Below are 19008 nucleotides of genomic sequence, written 5' to 3'. Positions count from 1 at the left end.
CATGGCGCAGGTGGTCGTGGTCGAGGACGAGCCGGTGATCGCCGAGGCGGTCGCCGCGCGGCTGCGCGCCGAGGGGCACGACGTCGCCGTCGCCGGTGACGGCCCCTCCGGCGTCGAGCTGTGCCGGCGGGTGCGGCCCGCGCTCGTCGTCCTCGACCTCATGCTCCCCGGGTTCGACGGCTACGAGGTCTGCCGCCGCGTGCAGGCCGAGCCGGGCCTCGAGGGCGTCGCCGTGCTGATGCTGACGGCCCGCGCCGACGAGACCGACCTGGTCGTCGGCCTGCGCGTCGGCGCGGACGACTACCTCACCAAGCCCTTCAGCCCCCGCGAGCTGTCGGCGCGGGTCGCTGCGCTGCTGCGCAGGGCCGGCCGCCGCGCCGCTCCCCCGGCCCCGGCCGCCTCGCTCCTGAGGGTCGGTGGCGCCGAGCTCGACCTCGCGACCCGCCTGGTCCGCTGCGGCGGCGAGGCCGTGCACCTCACCCCCACCGAGTTCGACCTGCTGGTGCGGCTGGCCGAGCACCCCGGCGCCGTCGTCAGCCGCGAGCAGCTCCTCACCGACGTGTGGGGCTGGCGCGACCTGGGCTCCTCCAGCACGGCGACCAGCACCACGACCACCCGCACCGTCGACAGCCACGTCGCGGCGCTGCGCCGCAAGCTGGGCGACGACGTCGTGCGCACCGTCCACGGCGTCGGGTACGCCAGCGGCGCGAGCGCCCCGGCGAGCGACTCATGATCCCGCTGGCGTGGATGACGTCGATCAAGGCGAAGCTCGGCGTCGTCGTCCTCGGGTCGGTGGTGGCGGGCCTCGCCGGCGGCGCGTTCCTGCTGCTGCAGGACGTGCGCATGCGCTACTCGCTGGTCGTGGCGGTGGTGATCAGCCTCATCGCCATCCAGGTGCTCGCCCGCGGGATGACGGCGCCGCTGCGCGAGATGGCGGCGGCCTCCCGGCGGATGGCGGCCGGCGACCACACCGCGCGGGTGTCGGCGGCGTCGACCCGCGGGCGCGACGAGGTCGGCCAGCTCGCCGCCGACTTCAACACGATGGCCGCCGAGCTGGAGCGCGTCGACGCCCAGCGCCGGCGCCTGGTCGCCGACGCCAGCCACGAGCTCCGCACCCCGATCACGGCGCTGCGGGCGCTGCTGGAGAACCTCGCCGACGGCGTCACCCGGCCCGACCCCGACGCCCTCGCCGTGGCCCTCGCGCAGACCGAGCGGCTGGGCCGGCTCGTGGAGCAGCTGCTCGACCTCTCGCGCCTCGAGGCCGGGGAGGTGCCGCTGCACCGCACCCCGGTCGCGGTGGCGGACCTGGCCGAGCGGGCCGCCGCGGAGGCGCGCTCGCACTGCGCGTCGCTGGGCCGGAGGGTGCGGGTGGTGGTGGACGCCGAGCCCGTCGAGGTCCAGGCCGACGGCGAGCGCCTGGCGCAGGTGCTCGCCAACCTCCTCGACAACGCCACCCGCCACGCCCCCGACGGCGGCACCGTCAGGCTGCTGGCCCGGCGCTCGCTGCACGGGTCGGAGCAGGGCGTGCGGCTCGAGGTGCTCGACGACGGGCCCGGCGTCGCCGCCGCCGACCGCGAGCGCGTGTTCGACAGGTTCGCGCGGGCCGACGACGCCCGCGCCCGCACCGCCCGGACCACCCAGGAGACCGGCGGCACCGGGCTGGGGCTCGCGATCGTCCGCTGGGTGGTCGAGCTGCACGGCGGCTCGGTGCGCATCGGCGACCCGCCCGGCAGCGCCGTGCACGGCCCCGGCGCGGGGTGCCGCGTCGTCGTCGACCTCCCCGCCTAGCCCCTCCTCCCACCCGACCTCGCGGCCGCTGGCCGCCGGGGCGCTCAGCCCTGCCCGCACACCCCTCCGGAGGCCCCCCGTGACCACCACACCCCCGACACCCCCGTCACCCGCCACCCCGGTCCCGGCGGTGCGCCGGCCGGGGGCCCCGCCGTCCGTCCAGCTGGGCGTGGGGGTGGTCGCGCTGGTGGCGGCGCTGGTGGTCCCCGAGCCGCCCGGTGTCGGTCTGCTGGGGCTCGCCGTGGCGGTGGCCGCCGTCGTCCTGCTCGTGCGGCCGCTGGCGACGCCGGGAACGCTGCAGCCGCAGCGGCGCAGCCGGTGGCAGGCCGTGCACGGGGGCGCCGCGGTGCTGCTGGCCGCGAGCGCCGCGGTGCGCGACGCGGGGTGGGTCGTGGCGCTGTGCCTGCTCGGGGCACTGCTGCTCGGAACCCTGGCGCTCGCGCCGGCGGGCACGTGGGCAGCGGTGCTGGCTGCTCCCCTGCGTCCGGTGGGGCGGCTGGCGACGGGCGCGGGGTGGCTGGTGCGCGGCGTCGAGGTGGCGCTCGGGCGGGCCGCCGCACGCGTGCTCGGGGCGCGCGGGCAGGCCGGGCCGACGGCGCGGCGGCGCTGGCGGCGGATCGGACCGGCGGTGCGCGGGGCGGCGCTCACCGCGGTGCTGCTGGCGGTGTTCGTCCCCCTGCTGGCCAGTGCGGACGCCCGGTTCGGGTCGCTGTTCACCGGGGCCGGCGCCTGGCTCGACGCCGCGGTCACCCAGCTCGGGGCGTGGCTGGGGCTGACCCGGGTGGACGTCGTGCTGGGGCGCACCGTCGTCTTCGGGCTCGCCGCGCTCGCGACGAGCGCCGCGCTGGTGGTGGCGTGGGAGCCGCGCCGCGAGGTGAGCGCGAGCGCGCCTGCTGGTCCGACCGGCCGGGGTGGCCGGGGTGGCCGGGTACTGGGCCGCCGGGTGGAGTGGCTGCTGCCCCTGGGCGCCCTCGACGCGCTCTTCGCGGCCTTCCTGCTGGTGCGCGTCACCGCTCCCGCGGGCGGGGGGTCGTTCGCGGAGCAGCTGCACGCGGGGTTCGCGCAGCTGGTGGTGGCCACGGCGCTGGTGCTCGGCGTCGTCGCGCTCGCCGTCCGGTGGACCCCGGTGACCGCCGGGCCGCGCGCCGCGCTGGCGGTGCTGTGCCTGCTGTCGCTGGGCGTCGACGCCGCCGCGGTGAGCGACCTGGTCGCCTACGTCGACGCGTACGGGCTGACGCGGCTGCGGGTCTCGGTGGGCGTCGTGTGCGCCGGGCTCGCGGGGCTGCTGGTGCTGCTGCTGGTCGCGGGCTCGCTGCGCGGCGGTCCGCTGCGGGACGGTCCGCTGCGGGACGGCCGGTCGCGGGCCCGTCGGCAGGGGTGGGTGCCGCAGGTGGCGGTGCTGGTCGCGGCGGCGTCGGTGCTGGGTCTCGCGGCGGCGGACCCCGACGCGCTGGTCGCGCGGTCGCAGCTGGCGCGGCTCGACCAGCCGGCGGGCCCTGACCTGCCGTACCTGTGGTCGCTGTCGGCCGACGCGGTCCCCGCGGTGGCGGCCGTGCTGCGGGAGCGGCCCGGGGCCCTCGGCCCTGACGGCGCGTGCCTGCTCGCGCTCTCGCACACCCCTGACGGCGGGGGCTGGGCGGCGGCCAACCTGGCCCGGTGGCGGGCGGAGCGGGCGCTCGCCGACCTCCCGGGCTGCTGAGCGACCAGACTGCGGCGGTGCCCGTGCGCTCCCTGGTCCTGTTCGTGCTCGCCGCCGCGCTGGAGATCGGCGGGGCGTGGCTCGTCTGGCAGGGGGTGCGCGAGCACCGCGGCTGGGGCTGGGTGGGCGCGGGGGTGATCGCCCTGGGGCTCTACGGCTTCGCCGCGGCGCTGCAGCCGAGCGCGGAGTTCGGGCGGGTCCTCGCCGCGTACGGCGGGGTGTTCGTGGCGGGGTCGCTGCTGTGGGGCGTGCTGGTCGACGGCTTCCGCCCCGACCGGTGGGACCTGGCCGGCGCGCTCGTCTGCCTCGCCGGGGTCGCGCTGATCATGTACGGCCCCCGCGCCGCTGCCTGAGCTGCCTGAGCCACCTGCGGGGCGTCCCGCCGAGCATGCACAAGACCCCGGCGGGCGCTCCGTTGCGGTGACCTAGGCGGCCTCGTGCATACTGGACGGGACGGTCTCCAGCCAGGCCGCGGTGTCGCGGAGCACCTCCCGGACCCACTCCTGGTCGAACATCACCTGCTCCCACGCGAACCGGAGCACGGTCCAGCGGTCGGCGACCAGCTCGTCGTAGCGCTGGCAGTCCGATGCGAGCGCGGACCGCTGGCCGTGCCAGGCGAAGCTGTCGGCCTCGGCGACGAGCCGGAGTCGACGGTCGACGAGGTCGGGCCGGACCTTCCCGCTGCGCACCTCCAGCACCACCTGGGGGCGCAGCCCCCGGACCCCCGCCTCGAGGGCGAGCCCCCGCAGTGCGGACTCGAACGGGTTGGCCGCGTCGGCCGAGGCGCTCCGTGCGACGAGCCGCACCGCGCTGCTGCCCGGGCCGCGGGTCGCGGCGGCGCGCGCCACGAGCTCGTCCTCCGTGAGCAGTCCGCGCCGCAGGGCCGAGTCGGCGACCGCCAGCGCCTCGGGGAGCGGCATCGTGCGGGCGCAGTCGACCACCGTGCGCAGGGGCGTGGTCACCAGGCCGTCGACGTCGGAGCCGGGCAGGTCGCACCAGTGCAGGACGAGCCCGGCCGGCAGCGCGCTCCGGTTGCGGCGGACCGTCACGTGCGGCAGGACCGGATCCTTCACCAGCTCGAGCATCCACAGCTGCGCGGCGCTGGCGTGCGAGGCCGTGCCGCGCACGCGAGCCGCGGCGAGGACCGGTGCCTGGTGGCTCGACAGCGCGTACACACCTCGCGCCAGCCGCACGACGTCGCCGCTGGCGACGGCTCGGCGCAGCGAGCGGCGGTCGAGGTCCAGCTCGGCGCTGAGCGCCGTGCCGCCCCGTCGCCAGATCTCGCGGCACACCTCGGTCACGTCCACCCCTCGACCGTGCCGGGGTGGCCCCCGAGATGTGGATCTTGTCCACAGGTGCCCCGCCGAGCATGCACACGACCCCCTCCGACGCCTCCAGGGCCCTCTCAAGGCCTCTTCTGCATGCTGGGAGGGACTGCCAGACTCGCGCGGTGGCTGTCCTGCACCCCGCGACCATCCGCCCCACCAAGCTGGAGGCCCTGCAGGCGTGGGTGCCCGCTCAGCCCTGGCTCGACGGCGCCGACGCCTCGCAGCTGGAGCTGCTGGGGGCCTACCGCCTCGACGACCCCGACGGCGAGGTCGGGCTCGAGGCCCACCTGCTGGCCACGACCGACGGCCGGGTGCTGCACGTGCCCGTCACCTACCGCGGCGCTCCCCTCGACGGCGCGGACGACGCGCTCATCACCACGATGGAGCACACCGCCCTCGGGCAGCGCTGGGTGTACGACGGCTGCGCGGACCCGGTGTTCCTGGCCGCCTACCGCGAGGCGATCACCGCCGGGGGCCGCCAGGCCGACCAGTTCGTGGCCACCGACACCGGCCTCGTGCCGCGCGAGGCGACGGCCCACGTCCGCGGCACCGGCACCGGGGCTGGCGACGGTGGGGGCGAGCTGACCGTCCTGCGGTTCCCCCGCCCCGGCGCGGAGCCGCTGGCCCTCACCGGCACCTGGGCCGGTCAGGACACCCCGCTCGTGCTCGCCGTGCTGTCGGCCTGACCGGCGCGGCAGCCCCGCTCCCGAGCGGGTGACCGAACGCTCGCGGAGCGCGACACTCGAGGGCCCTGCAGCGTCGCAGGGGCAGGCCGACCCGGGGAGACCACCATGCGCAGCACCACCACCGCCGCCCCCCTGCTCGTCGCTGTGCTCGCCGCCGGCCTGGTGGGGGTGACGGGGTGCGGCGCCGGGGCGGCCGGCGACGACCCGACGACGTCGCCGCCCCCGCTGTCGACGGCGAGTCCCTCGGAGGCCCCGACCTCGGCCTCGCCCACCAGCGCCACGTCGACGACTGCGGCGCCCTCACCCGTGCCGACGGCGGTCGACGCGGCGGTGCTGCTGCCGGAGAGCGCCTTCGCCCCGCGCGACGGCGGGCGCGCGGTCTCCGAGGGCGTCGAGCCCTGGGTCCTGTCGACCAGCTGCGACCTCGGCAGTCCCAGCGGCGCGGCGTCGATGACCAGCGTGCGCCAGGGCGACGGGCAGTTCGAGGTGCCCGTCGGGCTGCAGCAGGTGGCCGTCTACGCCGACGCCGCGGCGGCGCAGGCCGAGGCCCAGCGCGTGGGGGCGGCCGCGCGCGCGTGCGCCGAGGCCGCCGAGGCCGGTCCGAGCGAGGACGGCGGGAACACCCGCTACCTGGTGGAGCAGGTGCCCGTCGGCGCCGACGGCACCGGCATCGCCACCGACTACTACGGCGCGAGCGCCGGGGACCCCGACGCCGTGGTCATCGGCGACTACGTGGTGCTCGTGCGGCGCGGCACCGCGGTGACCCTGGTCGGTGAGTCGGGCGGGGAGGACAGCACCGACCGCGCCCGTGCGACGGTGGTGGCGCTGGCGCAGCAGGCGTGGGAGCGCCTGTGCGCCTACGAGCAGGCCGGGTGCTGACCCCGGCCCGCTCGTCGGGCCGTGTCAGACCGGGTCAGGAGGGCAGCGGCGCGGTCAGCTCGAGGTTGATGTCGTCGGGGTCCTGCAGCGACAGCACCTGGATGCCCTGCTGCGGCAGCTCGATGACCTCGCCGTGCTCGACGCCCGCGGCGGCCAGGCGCTGGGCCGCGGCGTCGAGGTCGGCGCGGGAGGCCACGGCGAGGCTGACGTGGTCGAGGCCCACGCGCGTCGGCGTGAAGGTCTCGCCGGCGGCACCCGGCACGGGGCGCAGCCCGAGGACGTTCTGTCCCACCTCGAAGACCACGCCGCCGAAGAAGCGCTGCGGGTCGTCCACCGCGGCGGGGTCGGACAGCTCCGACGTCATGTCGAGGGCCGGCTCGGACCCGAGGAGCTCGGCGTAGAAGGCCCGCGATCGCTCGATGTCGCTGACGGAGAGGCGCACGTGGTGGAGGCCGGTGATGGTCATGGTCCGACCCTCCCCCGCCGGACCCGGGTCCGCACTCCGGTCGTGTCCGACGGGTCCGCGGCCTCCCGCGATCTACGCTCACCGCGTGCTGGACGCCGACGACGCCGACGTCGTGGACGACCTCGGCCAGGAGCCCGGTGCCCAGGCCGGGGACCACGACGACGCCGCGCGCCGGGACGGGCCGCACCGGCGACCGCGGTGGGCCCGGTCGCCGTGGGCGGTCCCCGCGCTGGCCACCGCCGTCGTCCTGCTCCTGGGGGCCGCGAGCCTGCACCAGGTCCGCGTCGCGGCCGCCGACGGGCTCGCGCGCGACCAGCAGCTGGGAGCGGTCCAGCTGAGCACCTCGACGGTGGGGTTCGACAGCCGCACCCCGCGGCGCGACGCCGACGGGCGGATGCTCGCCGACGTGCAGGTCCAGGCGTTCAACGCCGGCAGCGAGCCGGTCGCGCTGACCGCGCTGGCCACCTCCCTCACCGCAGCGGCGCTGCTGCCGTCCGAGGAGCCCCTGCAGCTCGGTCCGGAGGAGGGCGGCCTGCTCGTCCTGCCGCTGGCCGTCGACTGCGGCGCCGTGCCCCCTCTCGACCAGGTCGTCACCACCGACCCCGAGACCGGCGTCGCCGACGCCGGTGGCGAGACCAGCTGGGTGCGGCTGGCGGTCGACGTCGACGGCGAGCGCGCCGAGCGGCGCTACCTGGTCCCGGGCCAGTCCTGGACGGGCGGCCTCTCCGAGCAGCTGGCCCACGCGTGCACCCCCGACCCGTACAACCAGGACGTCACCGCCTCGACCGGCGTGGACGTCCGGGGCCGCCTCGTCGCGTCGGTCTCCAACCGCTCCCAGGACCCGGCCCGCCTCGTGCTGGACGTCCCGACCGCGCTGCGCGCGTCGTTGGAGCCCGCGCTGCCCGCGGACCTCCCCGCCGGCAGCTCGCTCCAGCTGGCGGTGTCGCTCGACCCCGACTGCACCCTGGTGGGGCAGGACCCGGGCGAGTACCCGCTCCAGGCCGGCGTGTCCCTCGACCTCGGCCAGGGCTCCTCCTGGGGCCTGACCGACGGCACCGTCACCACGGCGTGGGTGGCGCGCCAGGTCGCCCTGGCCTGCGGATGACGCACCCCGAGGAGGTCGTCGAGCTGGACGACGACGGCGAGGGCTCCGGCGTCGAGACGACCCCCGGCCGCAGGCTGCCCCGCTGGGCGCGCTCGCGGTGGGCGGTCCCCGTGGCTGCGGCCGCCGTCGTCCTGGTCGGCGGGGCGGCGGGGCTCCACCAGGCGCGGGCCACGGCGGTGGCCGACCTCGCCCGCGCCCAGCAGCTCGCCTCGCTGCAGCTCAACGTGCCGTCGGTCTTCTCCACCGACAGGACGCCCCAGCACGACGCGCGGGGCCGCCTGCTGCAGCAGGTCCAGGTGCAGGTCTACAACGCCGGCACCGGGTCGGTGCGGGTCACCCCGGTGGGCACCTCGTTCGCGGCGGCCGCGATGGCCCCCGGCGCGGAGCCCCTCTCGCTCGCCCCCGGGACCGGCAGCCTGCTGAGCTTCGTGCTGGCGGTCGACTGCTCCGCGGTGCCGCCGCCGTCCGGGCTCGTGAGCACCACCCCGACCACGGACCTCGACTCGGCACCGGCCACGGTGTCGTCGCTGCAGCTGGCGGTCGAGGCCGGCGGCCGCCGCAGCGAGCAGCGCTACCTGCTGCCCGGGCAGGTGTGGGGCACCGACCTCGGCGAGCAGCTGGCCTTCGCCTGCGCCCCCGACGACGAGTGACCTCCTACGCTCGCCCCGTGCCCGACCGCGCCGACGCCGACCTCGACGAGCTCGTCGACCTCGACGGCGACGACGGCAGCGAGACGACCCCCGGCCGCAGGCTGCCCCGCTGGGCGCGCTCGCGGTGGGCGGTGCCCGCCGCGGTGACCGGCGTGGTGCTCCTGCTCGGGGTGGCCGGTCTGCAGCAGGCTCGCGCCTCGGCCGCGGCGGAGGTCGGAGAGCTGCAGCGGATGACGTCCGTGCAGCTGGGCAGCGCCTCGTTGTTCTTCTCCGGTGCGCCGGAGGCGGGCCGGCCCGGTGCTGACGGGCACCTGGAGCAGCGGGTGCAGGTGGGCGTGCGGAACACCGGCGACGAGGACCTCCGGATCACCCCCGTCTCCACCACCGTGGAGCATGCCCGCGTGGTGCCCGGGGCGGAGGGCGTCTCCCTGCGCGCCGGGACCGGCGGCGGCATGACCGTCGTGCTCGACGTCGACTGCGGGGCCGTCCCGCCCCCGACCAGCTCGTCCTCCGGCACGGACGTCCCGCCGGTCGCCACCGACCTGCTGCGCCTCGCGGTGAGCACCCGGGGCGGGAGCGGCGACACGGCCGAGCGCGACTACCTGCTGCCCGACGCCCAGTGGGGCGGGCTCGGCGAGCAGCTCTCCTACGCGTGCTCCCCGGACGCCTACGGCCAGGCGCTGTCCGCCAGCGGCCAGGTCGACGACGACGGCCGCCAGACCGTCGACCTGCTCAACACCACGGACGAACTGCTGCGGGTGGAGCTGCGGACGTCGGCGGCGCTGCGGACCGTCGTGGAGCCGGCGCTGCCGGCCGAGGTCCCCCGCGCGGCAGGCTCCAGGTGGCGCTGGCCCTCGACCCGGACTGCTCCCAGCTGGGCGAGGTGGGGCAGCGCGACCCCTACGGCCTGCAGGTGGACCTCGTCACAGCCAGGAGCGACGGCGGGACGAACTCCCTGCTCGACGCCACCACCGGCGCGGCGTGGGTGGCTCGGCAGGTCGCCCTGGGGTGCGGGTGACCTGCCGAGCCGCCGACGAGGGCCGGGTCAGCCCTTGAGCGCCGGGATGACGGTCTTCTCGAAGAGCTCCACCGAGGTGGTGTCCGAGGCGATCTCCGGGAAGTAGACGATCGGGTACTTCATGCCGGCCTCGATGAGGGGCCGCAGGTTCTCGACGACCTGCTCCGGCGTGCCGACGGTGATCGAGGCGTCGTACGACTTCTCCACCTCCGCCTGCGCCACCTCGGCGCCCACGCGCTGCGTGAGGCGGTCGAGCACCCAGGCGCGGCGGTCGGCGACATCCGCCTCGGTCTCGGCGATGATCACGTTGTAGTTGGCGCTGCGGGTGATCGCGTCGTACGACGTGCCCAGGTCCTCGCAGTGCCCCTTGAGGACCGCCGACTTGTGCTGGAAGCCCTCGAGGTCGCCCGAGAAGTTCGTGTACTGCGCGTGCTGCGCGGCGATGCGCAGGGTCTTCTTCTCGCCGCCGCCGGCGATCCACAGCGGGATGCCGCCGTCCTGCAGCGGCAGCGGGCGGCACAGCGCACCGTCGTCGTGTACTGCTGGCCGGAGAAGGTCGACTCGCCCGTCGTCCACAGCTGCTTGAAGATCTCCACGCCCTCGGCGAGCTGCGCGAGGCGCTCGCCGGCGCGGGGGAAGCCGTAGCCGTAGGCGCGCCACTCGTGCTCGTACCAGCCGGCGCCGATGCCCATCTCCACGCGGCCGCCCGAGACGACGTCGACGGTGGCGGCGACCTTGGCCAGGTAGGCGGGGTTGCGGTAGCCCATGCACGTGCACATCTGGCCCAGGCGCACCCGCGAGGTGGCCGCGGCCAGGGCCGCCATCAGCGTCCACGCCTCGTGGACGGCGTCGTCGGTGGGGCTCGGCACCGGGTGGAAGTGGTCGTACACCCACACCGACTCCCACGGGGTGCCCTCGCGGTCGGCCAGCTCGGCCACCGAGCGCATCGCGCTCCAGTGGTCGGCGGGCTCGACGCCCACGAGGTCGAGTCGCCACCCCTGGGGGACGAACAGTCCGAACCTCAGGTCCTGTGCTGCAGCTCCGTCGCTCACGGGTGTCACGTTAAACGACGACGACGCCCGCGTCACCACCCGTGCCCGGGGCACCCGCGCGGCCTAGGCTCCGGACGTGCCCCAGCGAGCGACGTCCTCTCCCCTGCTGAGCGCAGGCGGCTCCCGGTGAGCGGCCTGTTCGCCCTCTTCGACGACGTCGCCGCCCTGGTGCGGATGTCGGCGGCGTCCATCGACGACGTCGCCGCCGCCACGGGGCGCGCGAGCGCGAAGGCGGCGGGCGTCGTCGTCGACGACGCCGCGGTCACGCCCCGCTACGTCCAGGGCATCGAGCCGAAGCGCGAGCTGAGCATCATCTGGCGCATCACCAAGGGCTCGCTGCGCAACAAGCTGCTGATCATCCTGCCGGTGCTGCTCGTGCTGAGCGTGTTCCTGCCGTGGCTGCTCACCCCGATCCTCATGCTCGGCGGCCTGTACCTCTCCTACGAGGGGGCCGAGAAGGTCTGGGAGAAGGTCCAGGAGAGACGGGGCGTCAGCGGTCACGGCCACGCGGCGGCGGCTGAGGACGACGCCGTCGCGGACCCCGCCGAGCGCGAGAAGAAGATCGTCTCGTCTGCGGTGCGGACCGACCTCATCCTCTCGGCCGAGATCATGGTGATCGCGCTCAACGAGGTCGCCGCCGAGGGGATCGTGCAGCGCGCGGTCATCCTGGCCGTCGTCGCGGTGTTCATCACCGCGGCCGTCTACGGCGCGGTCGGGCTGATCGTGAAGATGGACGACATCGGCCTGGCGCTGTCGAGGCGCAGCTCGAGCGCGGTGGCGGCGTTCGGGCGCGGGCTGGTCAAGGCGATGCCCGTGGTGCTCACGACGCTGTCGACCGTCGGGGTCGTGGCGATGCTCTGGGTCGGCGGCCACATCCTGCTGGTGGGGTCCGACGAGCTCGGCTGGCACGGCCCCTACGGCCTGGTGCACCACGCCGAGGAGGCCGTCCACGCCGCGACCGGGGCGCTGGGCGGCGTCCTGGGCTGGCTCGTGAACACGGCGTTCTCGGCGGTGGTCGGCCTGGTGGTCGGTGCGCTGGCCGTCGTCGTCATGCACCTGGTGCCGAGGCGCCAGAAGGCCGCTGGTCACTGAGGATCGGGGGGTGGCCCTCGACGAGCGCGACCTCGCGCACCTGACCCGCTGCGTCGACCTCGCCGAGGAGGCCGTCGACGCCGGCGACGAGCCGTTCGGGTCGCTGCTCGTCAGCGCCGCCGGCGAGGTGCTCGTGGAGGACCGCAACCGCGTGGGCGGCGGCGACGGCACCGCCCACCCCGAGCTCACGCTCGCCCGGTGGGCGGGCGCCCACCTGCCGCCCGGGGAGCGGGCCGGGGCCACCGCCTACACCTCGGGCGAGCACTGCCCCATGTGCGCTGCGGCCCACGGCTGGGCGGGGCTCGGGCGCATCGTCGTCGCGACCACCACCGAGCAGCTCGCGGCGTGGCAGCGGGAGCGGGGCGGGCCGCCCTCGCCGGTGGCCGCCCTGCCCGTCAGCGCGGTGCTCCCGGGCGCCGTCGTCGACGGGCCCGCTCCGCAGCTGGCAGACCGGGTCAGGTCGCTGCACCTGCGGAGCTGGCGGGGCTGAGCACGCAGACCTCGTTGCCGGAGGGGTCGGCGAACACCAGCCACGGCAGGTCGCCAGGAGCGGACAGGCTCGTGGCGCCGAGGTCGCGCAGGCGGGCGACGACGGCGTCGTCGTCGCCGTCGTGGGGGCTGCGGCGGACGTCGAGGTGGATCCGGTTCTTGCCGCGCTTCGGCTCCGGCTCGGGGCAGAGCGTCAGCAGCGGGCCGACGCCCGCGGGGTGGCGCAGCACCGCGAACCCGTCCTGGGCGAGCTCGGGAGCGACCACCCAGCCGGTGACGGCGGCGTAGAACGCGGCGTCGCGCCCGGGGTCGGCGCTGTCGAGGGGCAGCGCCGCGACGGGGCCGGTGCCGGAGCGGTGGGCGGGCCGGTCCTCCATGACGCAGAACGCCCCGCCCTCGGGGTCGGCGAGGACGACCCAGGGCACGTCGACCTGGTCAGCCCCGGCGCGGTCCGCCGGCGCGGCACCCAGGCCGATGAGGCGCTCGACGACGGCGCCCTGCTGGGCGCCCCCGCGCAGGTCGAGGTGCAGCCGGGTGTCGCGCTCGACGTCGTCGTCCACCTCACCCACCCGGCAGAAGCAGAGGTCGAGGAACGCGCCGCCGCCGAGGTCCAGGCGCGCCTCGACCTGGTCGGGCTCGTCGGTGATGACGCGGGCGCCGAGCGCCGCGGCCCAGAAGCCGCCGAGCCGGTGGGGGTCGCGGGCGTCCCAGACGACGTTCTCGAGGTGCACCCGGCCACAGTGCCCGCTCCGCCCGCTCTCCGACACCGCTGCGCGGTGTGAGGACGTCGTGACGCAGCGCGCCACCGCTCGTCACACGGGCGACGCGCGGGCGTCGTCGACTGCTCCCGGACGACAGCCCACCCGAGCGAAGGACGTGCCGTGGCCGAGCTCTTCTCCCCCTTCACCCTCAAGAGCGTGACGCTGCGCAACCGCATCGTCATGTCGCCGATGACCATGTACCGCTCCGTCGACGGGCGGGCGGACGACTTCCACGTCATGCACATGGGCGCCCGGGCCGCCGGCGGCTTCGGGCTGCTGTTCCCCGAGCAGATCGCCATCACCCCCGACGGCCGCACCACCGTGCACTGCGGCGGGCTCTACGACGACGACCAGGTCGAGGGGTGGAAGCGCACCACCGACATCGTGAAGGCGATGGGCGGCGTCAGCGCCATCCAGCTCGGGCACACCGGCCGCAAGGGCAGCGAGGTCGCTCCGTGGGAGGGCGGGCACCAGCTCGCCGCCGACCACCCCGAGGGCTGGGAGTGCCGCGCGCCGTCGGCAGTGCCGTACGGCGGTGAGGGCGCGCACCCGGTGCACGAGCTGACCGTCGAGGAGATCCGGGAGGTCCACCAGGCGTACGCCGACACCGCCGTCCGCGCCGTGGAGGCGGGCTACGAGTGGATCGAGATGCACTACGCGCACGGCTACCTCGGCGCGAGCTTCTTCTCACCGATCGCCAACCAGCGCACCGACCAGTACGGAGGCTCCCTCGAGAACCGGGCGCGGTTCCACACCGAGGCGCTCGACGCCGTCCGCTCGGTCATCCCGGAGCGCATCCCGCTGACGATGCGCCTCGGCGCCGACGACCTGCACCCCGCCGGCGCCACGATGGACGAGGCGGTCGCCGCGATCTCCCTGATGAAGGAGCACGGGCTCGACCTGGCCGACATCTCCGCCGGCTTCAACACCCCCGACATGGACGGCACGCCGCTGGGCGAGCCGTCGGGCTTCCTCGACCGGGCCCTGAGGGTGAAGCGCGAGGTGGGGCTGCCCGTGGGGGTCAGCTGGAACCTCGGCGTCCCGGCCAACGCCGAGCGCGCCGTCCGGGCCGGGCTCGACCTGGTCTTCCTCGGACGGCCGGCGCTGGCCAACCCGCACTGGCCGGTGTGGGCGGCCCGCGAGCTGGGTCACGAGTCGCCGTTCGACCTGGTGCCCGAGGACTACGGCTGGTGGCTGAAGAACTTCCGCGGCCACGCGCCGAGCATCGGCTGGCCCGAGCCTGCGCCCGCCGCCGAGGTCGTCGACCTCGACGCCGCCGCGGCGGCGGTCCCCCACCAGCAGCGCCCCCGCGTCACCGCCTGACGCCCGCCCTCCCCGCGACGTCGTCGACCGTCGCGGGGAGGGCGCGGGCTGGGCGCAGGGCTCAGCCGAAGACGTCGGGGTCCGGGCCGAGGCGCTCGCCGCGCTCGAGACCCTTGATGGCGGCCATGTCGTCGTCGGTGAGCTGGAAGCTGAACAGGTCGATGTTCGAGCGGATGCGCGCCGGCGTCACCGACTTCGGGATGACGATGGTGCCGAGCTGCAGGTGCCAGCGGAGCACCACCTGCGCGGGCTCCTTGCCGTGCGCGGCCGCGATCTTCGCGATCGTCTCGTCGGCGAGCAGGTCGCCGCCCTGGCCGATGGGGCTCCACGCCTCGGTGGCGATGCCGTGCTCGGCGTGGAAGGCGCGCAGGTCCTCCTGCTGCATCCACGGGTGCAGCTCGACCTGGTTCACCGAGGGCACCACGCCGGTCTCGTCGAACAGCGCGCGCAGGTGCGTCTTCTGGAAGTTGGAGACGCCGATGGAGCGGATGCGCCCGGCGTCCTTCAGCTCGGCGAAGGTCTTCCAGACCTCGACGTAGTTGTCCTGGTCGGACCCGGGCCAGTGGATCAGCCACAGGTCGAGGCGCTCGAGCTGCAGCTTGGCCATCGAGTCGTCGAAGGCGGCGAGCGCGGCGTCGCGGCCGCCCGCGCGGTCGCCGTTGGCGAGCTTGGTGGTGACGAAGACGTCCTCGTGGGTCAGGCCGAGGCTGTCCTGCGCGGTGCGCAGCGCGTCACCCACGCCGGCCTCGTTCTGGTACCCGGCGGCCGTGTCGACGTGCCGGTACCCGGCGCCCAGGGCCTCCAGGACCGTCTCGTCGGTCTTCTCCGGAGCGACCTGGAAGACGCCGAGGCCGACCTGCGGGATCTGCACGCCGTCGTTGAGGGTGACGAAGGGGACGGTGGTTCCGAACTCGAGGGGCATCGTTCGACCGTAGGTGCGGCCGCCGCGACCGGCACGTCGGCCGCTGGCCACCGGTCGCTCACGAGCGCCTACCCCCGACCCCGACGATCATGCACATCAGCGCCACCCGGTGCCGCCGGTGATGACGCGCAGGTGCGTGATCGTCGAGGGAGGGGGGAGGGTCAGGCGAGGAGGTCGTCCACGAGGGTGGACGGCGTGCCGAAGCGGTGCGCCGTGGCGCTGACGGCCTGCTCGCGGGTGAAGGGCAGCAGCTCCAGACGACCCGACGCCGTGACCCGGCCGTGCCACACCGCGAGGTCGGGGCGCCCGCCGGTGGCCTGCGCGAGCGCGGTGGCAGCGGCTGCTGCTCCGTCAGCGGCCCCGGAGGGGCCGACGAGCCTGACCCGCGACAGCTGCGAGGCGGGGAGGGCCGCCGCGCGGGCCAGCCACGCGGCGTCGTCCTCCACGACGGCGGCGGGCGCGCAGCCCATCGGCGCGGCCAGCGACACCTCGACGGGCGCCCCCGTCCGGGCGGCAGCGGCGAGGACGCGCTCGACGTCGACCGGAGACGCACCCTCGACGGCCCGGACGGTCACCGGCGTCGGCACGTGCCGCAGCCAGTTCCGCTCGGACACCAGGCCGCTCGGGTCCTGCGGGGAACCGAGCAGCGACTCCCACGCGGCGGCGTCGGACGCGGCGGCGCGCTCGAGGAACGCCTGGCCCTCCAGCGCCTCGGAGCGCTCCCAGCGGGTCAGGCCCAGCAGGTAGGACGGGCCGCCGGCCTTGGTGCCCGCGCCGACGGCGGAGCGCTTCCACCCGCCGAACGGCTGGCGCTGCACGATGGCGCCGGTCGTGCCGCGGTTGACGTAGAGGTTGCCCGCCTGGACCCGCGAGGCCCAGCGGCGCAGCTCACCGGCGTCGAGGGAGTGGATGCCGGAGGTGAGGCCGTAGTCGACGTCGTTGACGACGTCGACCGCCTCGTCGAGCGTCCGCGCCGTCATCACGCCGAGCACGGGGCCGAACACCTCGGTGCGGTGGTACCTCGAGCCGCGGGCCACGCCCGAGCGGATGCCCGGCGTCCAGAGCCGGCCCTCCAGCGACGCGTCGTCGGTGGAGAGCGCACGGGGCTCGAGCGCCCAGTGCTGCCCGGGCTCGAGCTCGGTGAGCCCCCAGTGCAGCGCGGACCCCGGCTCCGGCCGCTCGATGACCGGCCCGACCTGCGTGCGCGGGTCCCACGGGGCACCGACCACGAGGGAGGCGGCGGCGTCGAGCAGCTGGTCGTGGAAGCGGCGCGAGGTGGCCACCGACCCGACGAGCACCACGAGCGAGGCCGCCGAGCACTTCTGCCCCGCGTGGCCGAACGCCGAGGCGACCACGTCGCGCGCGGCCAGGTCGAGGTCGGCGCTGGGCGTGACGATGACCGCGTTCTTGCCCGACGTCTCCGCCAGCAGCGGCAGGTCGGCGCGGAAGGTGCGGAACAGCTCGGCGGTGGCGTACGCGCCGGTGAGGATGACGCGGTCGACCCGGGGCGAGCTCACGAGCTGCCGGCCCAGGCCGCCCTCGTCGACGGTCACCACCCGCAGCGCGTCAGCCGCGCCCACCTCGGTGAGGGCCGACGCGATGGCCTCGGCGAGCACCGCACCGCACCGCTGGGCCGGCTCGGCGGGCTTGAGGACGACGGCGGAGCCCGCCGCGAGCGCCGCGAGCACGCCCCCGGCGGGGATGGCCACCGGGAAGTTCCACGGCGGGGTGACCAGCGTCAGGCGGGCGGGCACGGCGCGGACGCCGTCGCGGGCCTCGAGCGCGGCCAGCTCGAGGGCCTGCTGCGCGTAGTAGTGCGCGAAGTCGACGGCCTCGGAGATCTCCGGGTCGGCCTGGTCGGCGGTCTTGCCCGCCTCGGAGGCCATCACCTCGAGGAGCTCGGCGCGGCGCGCCTCCAGGGCGCGTCCCGCGGCGTGCAGCACGGCGGCGCGCTCGGCGGCGGGGCGGCGCCCCCACGCCTCGCCCGCGGCGGCGGTGCGGGCGAGGAGGTCGTCGAGCAGCTCCTCGTCGTCGACCAGCGAGCCCGCGGCGCTGTGCCGGCCGGTGGTGCCGGCGCGTGAGGTGGCGGCGCGCGCCAGGGCGGCACGCACCCAGGAGCGGTGGCCCTCGACGGCGGGGTCGGAGTCGGGGGTGTTCACGAACGGCGCTCCGGCCGCCCCGGGCACGTGCGGCAGCGCGAGGTAGCGGTCGGACGGCGCGTCGTAGCGGCGGTGCGCCGGGGGCGGGGCGTCGGCGTCGCCGTGCTCGGTCAGCGCCTGCTCGCGCCAGGTCTCCAGCAGCCGCAGCGAGTCCTCGTGCCGCGCCAGCTCGCGGGCGAACAGCGGCGAGGTGGGCGTGATCTCGGTGATGGCCGACATGAAGTTGTCGGGGCTGGCCACCTCCTCGAGGCGGCGCACGAGGTAGGCGATGGCGACGTCGAACTCCCGCGGGTGCACCACGGGCGTGTAGAGCAGCAGCGACCCGGTCTCGCGGCGCACGGCGGCGGCCTGCCCGGCGGCCATGCCGAGCAGCATCTCCACCTCCATCCCCGCGCGGGCACCGCGGGCGCCGGCGAGCAGCCAGGCGTGGGCGATGTCGAAGAGGTTGTGCCCGGCCACGCCCAGGCGGACGTTGGCGGTGCGCTCGGGGGTGAGGGCCCAGTCGAGCACCCGCTTGTAGTGGGCGTCCGAGGCGGCCTTGGTGTCCCAGGTGGCCAGGGGCCAGCCGTGGACGTCGGCGTCGACGCGCTCCATGGAGAGGTTGGCGCCCTTGACCAGGCGCACCTTGATGGGGGCGCCCCCGGAGGCGACGCGGCGGGCGGCCCAGCGCTGCAGCTGCTGCATGGCGGCGAGCGCGTCGGGCAGGTACGCCTGCAGCACGATGCCGGCCTCGTAGCGCTGCAGCGACGGGCGGTCGAGGAGCCGGGTGAACACCTCGACGGTGAGGTCGAGGTCCTTGTACTCCTCCATGTCGAGGTTGAGGAACGTCGGTCGGCCGGCGGTGCGAGCCGCCGTCTCGTACAGCGGGGCCAGCCGCTCGACGACGTGCTCGACGTCCTCGCCGAACCCCCACGGCGCGTGCGGGCCGACGACGGCGGAGGTCTTCACCGAGACGTAGTCGACGTCGGGGCGCTCCACGAGGCGGCGCAGGCCCGCGAGGCGGCGGTCGGCCTCGCGGCCGCCGAGCACGGCCTCGCCGAGGAGGTTGAGGTTGAGGCGCACCGGCGCCGCGGGGTCACCGGCAGCCCGGATGCGCTGGAGCGACCTGCCGAGCCTGGCGTCGGTCGCGTCGACGACGAGGTGGCCGACCATCTCGCGCAGCGCGCGCTTCGCGGCCGGGACGACGACGCCGGGCACCACCGGACCGAGCGACCCGCCGGCCTTCACCGCGGCCCGCAGCGCCGGGGACAGGAACGCCGGCGGGCGCTGCGCGAGGCGGCGCAGCACGGCGGCGCCGGCGGCCGGGTCCTCGGGCCTGATGACGCCGTCGACGAAGCCGGTGGCGAAGGCGAGGCCGTCGGGGTCGCGCAGGAGCCCCGCGAGCTGGTCGGCGGCCCGGGCCTCCGCGCCCTTCACCGGGTGGGCCGCGGCCTCGTCGAGCCAGCGCCGCACGAGCGCGGCGACGGCCTCGGTGCTCACCGCGGCGGGGGCGCCGGCACCCGTCTCGACGGCGGGGCGGCTGAGCTCGGCGGCGGTCATGCAGGGAGTCTGCGCCGGTCGGGCGTCTCGCAACAGGTCAGCACCGGTGAGC

General features: G+C 76.1%; 17 protein-coding genes and 1 pseudogene. 12 read left to right on the top strand and 6 right to left on the bottom strand.

The features are described from left to right. Nucleotide 1 precedes the first annotated feature (1 nt). The 4 genes from F1641_RS13710 (at nt 2) to F1641_RS13695 (ending at nt 3840) form a co-directional block, all read left to right on the top strand. A complete protein-coding gene (locus F1641_RS13710) occupies nt 2-733 on the top strand; it encodes a response regulator transcription factor (RefSeq protein WP_194906472.1) in 732 nt (243 codons plus the stop codon). After that, nucleotides 730-1788 (top strand): cell wall metabolism sensor histidine kinase WalK, encoded by a 1059-nt coding sequence (locus F1641_RS13705; protein WP_194906471.1) that lies wholly within the window; start codon nt 730-732, stop codon nt 1786-1788. Before F1641_RS13710 ends, F1641_RS13705 begins: the two co-directional genes overlap by 4 nt. Nucleotides 1789-1867: 79 nt before the next feature. Next, nucleotides 1868-3487 carry a DUF4153 domain-containing protein gene (locus F1641_RS23315; protein WP_194906469.1) on the top strand — a complete coding sequence of 540 codons (1620 nt, stop codon included), beginning with the start codon at nt 1868-1870 and terminating at the stop codon, nt 3485-3487. Between the two features lie 17 nt (nt 3488-3504). Then, nucleotides 3505-3840 carry a YnfA family protein gene (locus tag F1641_RS13695; RefSeq protein WP_194906467.1) on the top strand — a complete coding sequence of 112 codons (336 nt, stop codon included), beginning with the start codon at nt 3505-3507 and terminating at the stop codon, nt 3838-3840. Between the two features lie 72 nt (nt 3841-3912). Here the strand turns inward: F1641_RS13695 and F1641_RS13690 are convergent, their stop codons facing one another. Then, nucleotides 3913-4794, bottom strand: a complete 882-nt coding sequence (locus F1641_RS13690; RefSeq protein WP_194906464.1) for a type IV toxin-antitoxin system AbiEi family antitoxin domain-containing protein — start codon at nt 4792-4794, stop codon at nt 3913-3915. Between the two features lie 143 nt (nt 4795-4937). On the opposite strand from F1641_RS13690, the gene F1641_RS13685 reads away from it, so the two are divergent. Both F1641_RS13685 and F1641_RS13680 read left to right on the top strand, forming a co-directional pair. Then, the gene (locus F1641_RS13685) at nt 4938-5501 is read left to right on the top strand and encodes a hypothetical protein (protein WP_194906463.1); all 564 of its coding nucleotides are present in this window, start codon (nt 4938-4940) and stop codon (nt 5499-5501) included. A 105-nt stretch (nt 5502-5606) separates the two neighbouring features. Further along, the gene (locus tag F1641_RS13680; protein ID WP_194906462.1) at nt 5607-6380 is read left to right on the top strand and encodes a hypothetical protein; all 774 of its coding nucleotides are present in this window, start codon (nt 5607-5609) and stop codon (nt 6378-6380) included. A gap of 34 nt (nt 6381-6414) precedes the next feature. On the opposite strand, the gene F1641_RS13675 is transcribed toward F1641_RS13680, so the two are convergent. Further along, on the bottom strand, nt 6415-6846 hold the full coding sequence (locus F1641_RS13675) for a VOC family protein (RefSeq protein WP_194906460.1): 432 nt from the start codon (nt 6844-6846) through the stop codon (nt 6415-6417). An 85-nt stretch (nt 6847-6931) separates the two neighbouring features. Between F1641_RS13675 and F1641_RS13670 the strand changes: the two genes are divergently transcribed. From F1641_RS13670 to F1641_RS13660, 3 genes are read left to right on the top strand one after another with little or no spacing between them, the layout of a single operon-like run. Then, nucleotides 6932-7951 (top strand): hypothetical protein, encoded by a 1020-nt coding sequence (locus F1641_RS13670; RefSeq protein ID WP_194906458.1) that lies wholly within the window; start codon nt 6932-6934, stop codon nt 7949-7951. Next, nucleotides 7948-8601 (top strand): hypothetical protein, encoded by a 654-nt coding sequence (locus F1641_RS13665; RefSeq protein WP_194906456.1) that lies wholly within the window; start codon nt 7948-7950, stop codon nt 8599-8601. Before F1641_RS13670 ends, F1641_RS13665 begins: the two co-directional genes overlap by 4 nt. Before the next feature lie 17 nt (nt 8602-8618). Then, nucleotides 8619-9725, top strand: a complete 1107-nt coding sequence (locus F1641_RS13660) for a hypothetical protein (protein WP_194906454.1) — start codon at nt 8619-8621, stop codon at nt 9723-9725. Here F1641_RS13660 and F1641_RS13655 read toward each other — a convergent pair. Further along, nucleotides 9647-10644, bottom strand: a pseudogene (locus tag F1641_RS13655) (TIGR03560 family F420-dependent LLM class oxidoreductase). The gene F1641_RS13660 and the pseudogene F1641_RS13655 overlap by 79 nt on opposite strands. Nucleotides 10645-10797: 153 nt before the next feature. Here F1641_RS13655 and F1641_RS13650 point away from each other — a divergent pair. Together F1641_RS13650 and F1641_RS13645 are read left to right on the top strand one after the other, a co-directional pair. Then, nucleotides 10798-11763 (top strand): DUF808 domain-containing protein, encoded by a 966-nt coding sequence (locus tag F1641_RS13650; RefSeq protein ID WP_194906453.1) that lies wholly within the window; start codon nt 10798-10800, stop codon nt 11761-11763. Between the two features lie 10 nt (nt 11764-11773). Then, a complete protein-coding gene (locus F1641_RS13645; RefSeq protein ID WP_194906452.1) occupies nt 11774-12253 on the top strand; it encodes a nucleoside deaminase in 480 nt (159 codons plus the stop codon). Here F1641_RS13645 and F1641_RS23310 read toward each other — a convergent pair. Continuing rightward, nucleotides 12219-12983, bottom strand: coding sequence for a VOC family protein (locus F1641_RS23310; protein ID WP_194906450.1), 765 nt, complete (start codon nt 12981-12983; stop codon nt 12219-12221). The two genes, F1641_RS13645 and F1641_RS23310, sit on opposite strands and share 35 nt — an antisense overlap. A gap of 150 nt (nt 12984-13133) precedes the next feature. On the opposite strand from F1641_RS23310, the gene F1641_RS13635 reads away from it, so the two are divergent. Beyond that, nucleotides 13134-14336, top strand: a complete 1203-nt coding sequence (locus F1641_RS13635; RefSeq protein ID WP_194906448.1) for an NADH:flavin oxidoreductase/NADH oxidase — start codon at nt 13134-13136, stop codon at nt 14334-14336. Between the two features lie 61 nt (nt 14337-14397). Here F1641_RS13635 and F1641_RS13630 read toward each other — a convergent pair whose 3' ends face one another. Together F1641_RS13630 and F1641_RS13625 are read right to left on the bottom strand one after the other, a co-directional pair. After that, a complete protein-coding gene (locus tag F1641_RS13630; RefSeq protein ID WP_194906446.1) occupies nt 14398-15258 on the bottom strand; it encodes an aldo/keto reductase in 861 nt (286 codons plus the stop codon). 161 nt (nt 15259-15419) lie between these two features. After that, nucleotides 15420-18956 carry a bifunctional proline dehydrogenase/L-glutamate gamma-semialdehyde dehydrogenase gene (locus tag F1641_RS13625; RefSeq protein ID WP_194906444.1) on the bottom strand — a complete coding sequence of 1179 codons (3537 nt, stop codon included), beginning with the start codon at nt 18954-18956 and terminating at the stop codon, nt 15420-15422. Nucleotides 18957-19008: the final 52 nt, after the last annotated feature.

This window comes from Quadrisphaera sp. INWT6 (assembly GCF_015390235.1).
Lineage (GTDB): Bacteria > Actinomycetota > Actinomycetes > Actinomycetales > Quadrisphaeraceae > Quadrisphaera.
Note: the sequence above shows the minus strand (reverse complement) of the source record. Positions and strands in the feature narration are given on the sequence as shown.

Coding starts and splice junctions, on each gene's coding strand:
- F1641_RS13710 (WP_194906472.1), top strand. CDS start 2: ATGGCGCAGGTGGTCGTGGTCGAGGACGAGCCGGTGATCGCCGAGGCG.
- F1641_RS13625 (WP_194906444.1), bottom strand. CDS start 18,956: ATGACCGCCGCCGAGCTCAGCCGCCCCGCCGTCGAGACGGGTGCCGGC.
- F1641_RS13675 (WP_194906460.1), bottom strand. CDS start 6,846: ATGACCATCACCGGCCTCCACCACGTGCGCCTCTCCGTCAGCGACATC.
- F1641_RS13705 (WP_194906471.1), top strand. CDS start 730: ATGATCCCGCTGGCGTGGATGACGTCGATCAAGGCGAAGCTCGGCGTC.
- F1641_RS13665 (WP_194906456.1), top strand. CDS start 7,948: ATGACGCACCCCGAGGAGGTCGTCGAGCTGGACGACGACGGCGAGGGC.
- F1641_RS13630 (WP_194906446.1), bottom strand. CDS start 15,258: ATGCCCCTCGAGTTCGGAACCACCGTCCCCTTCGTCACCCTCAACGAC.
- F1641_RS13680 (WP_194906462.1), top strand. CDS start 5,607: ATGCGCAGCACCACCACCGCCGCCCCCCTGCTCGTCGCTGTGCTCGCC.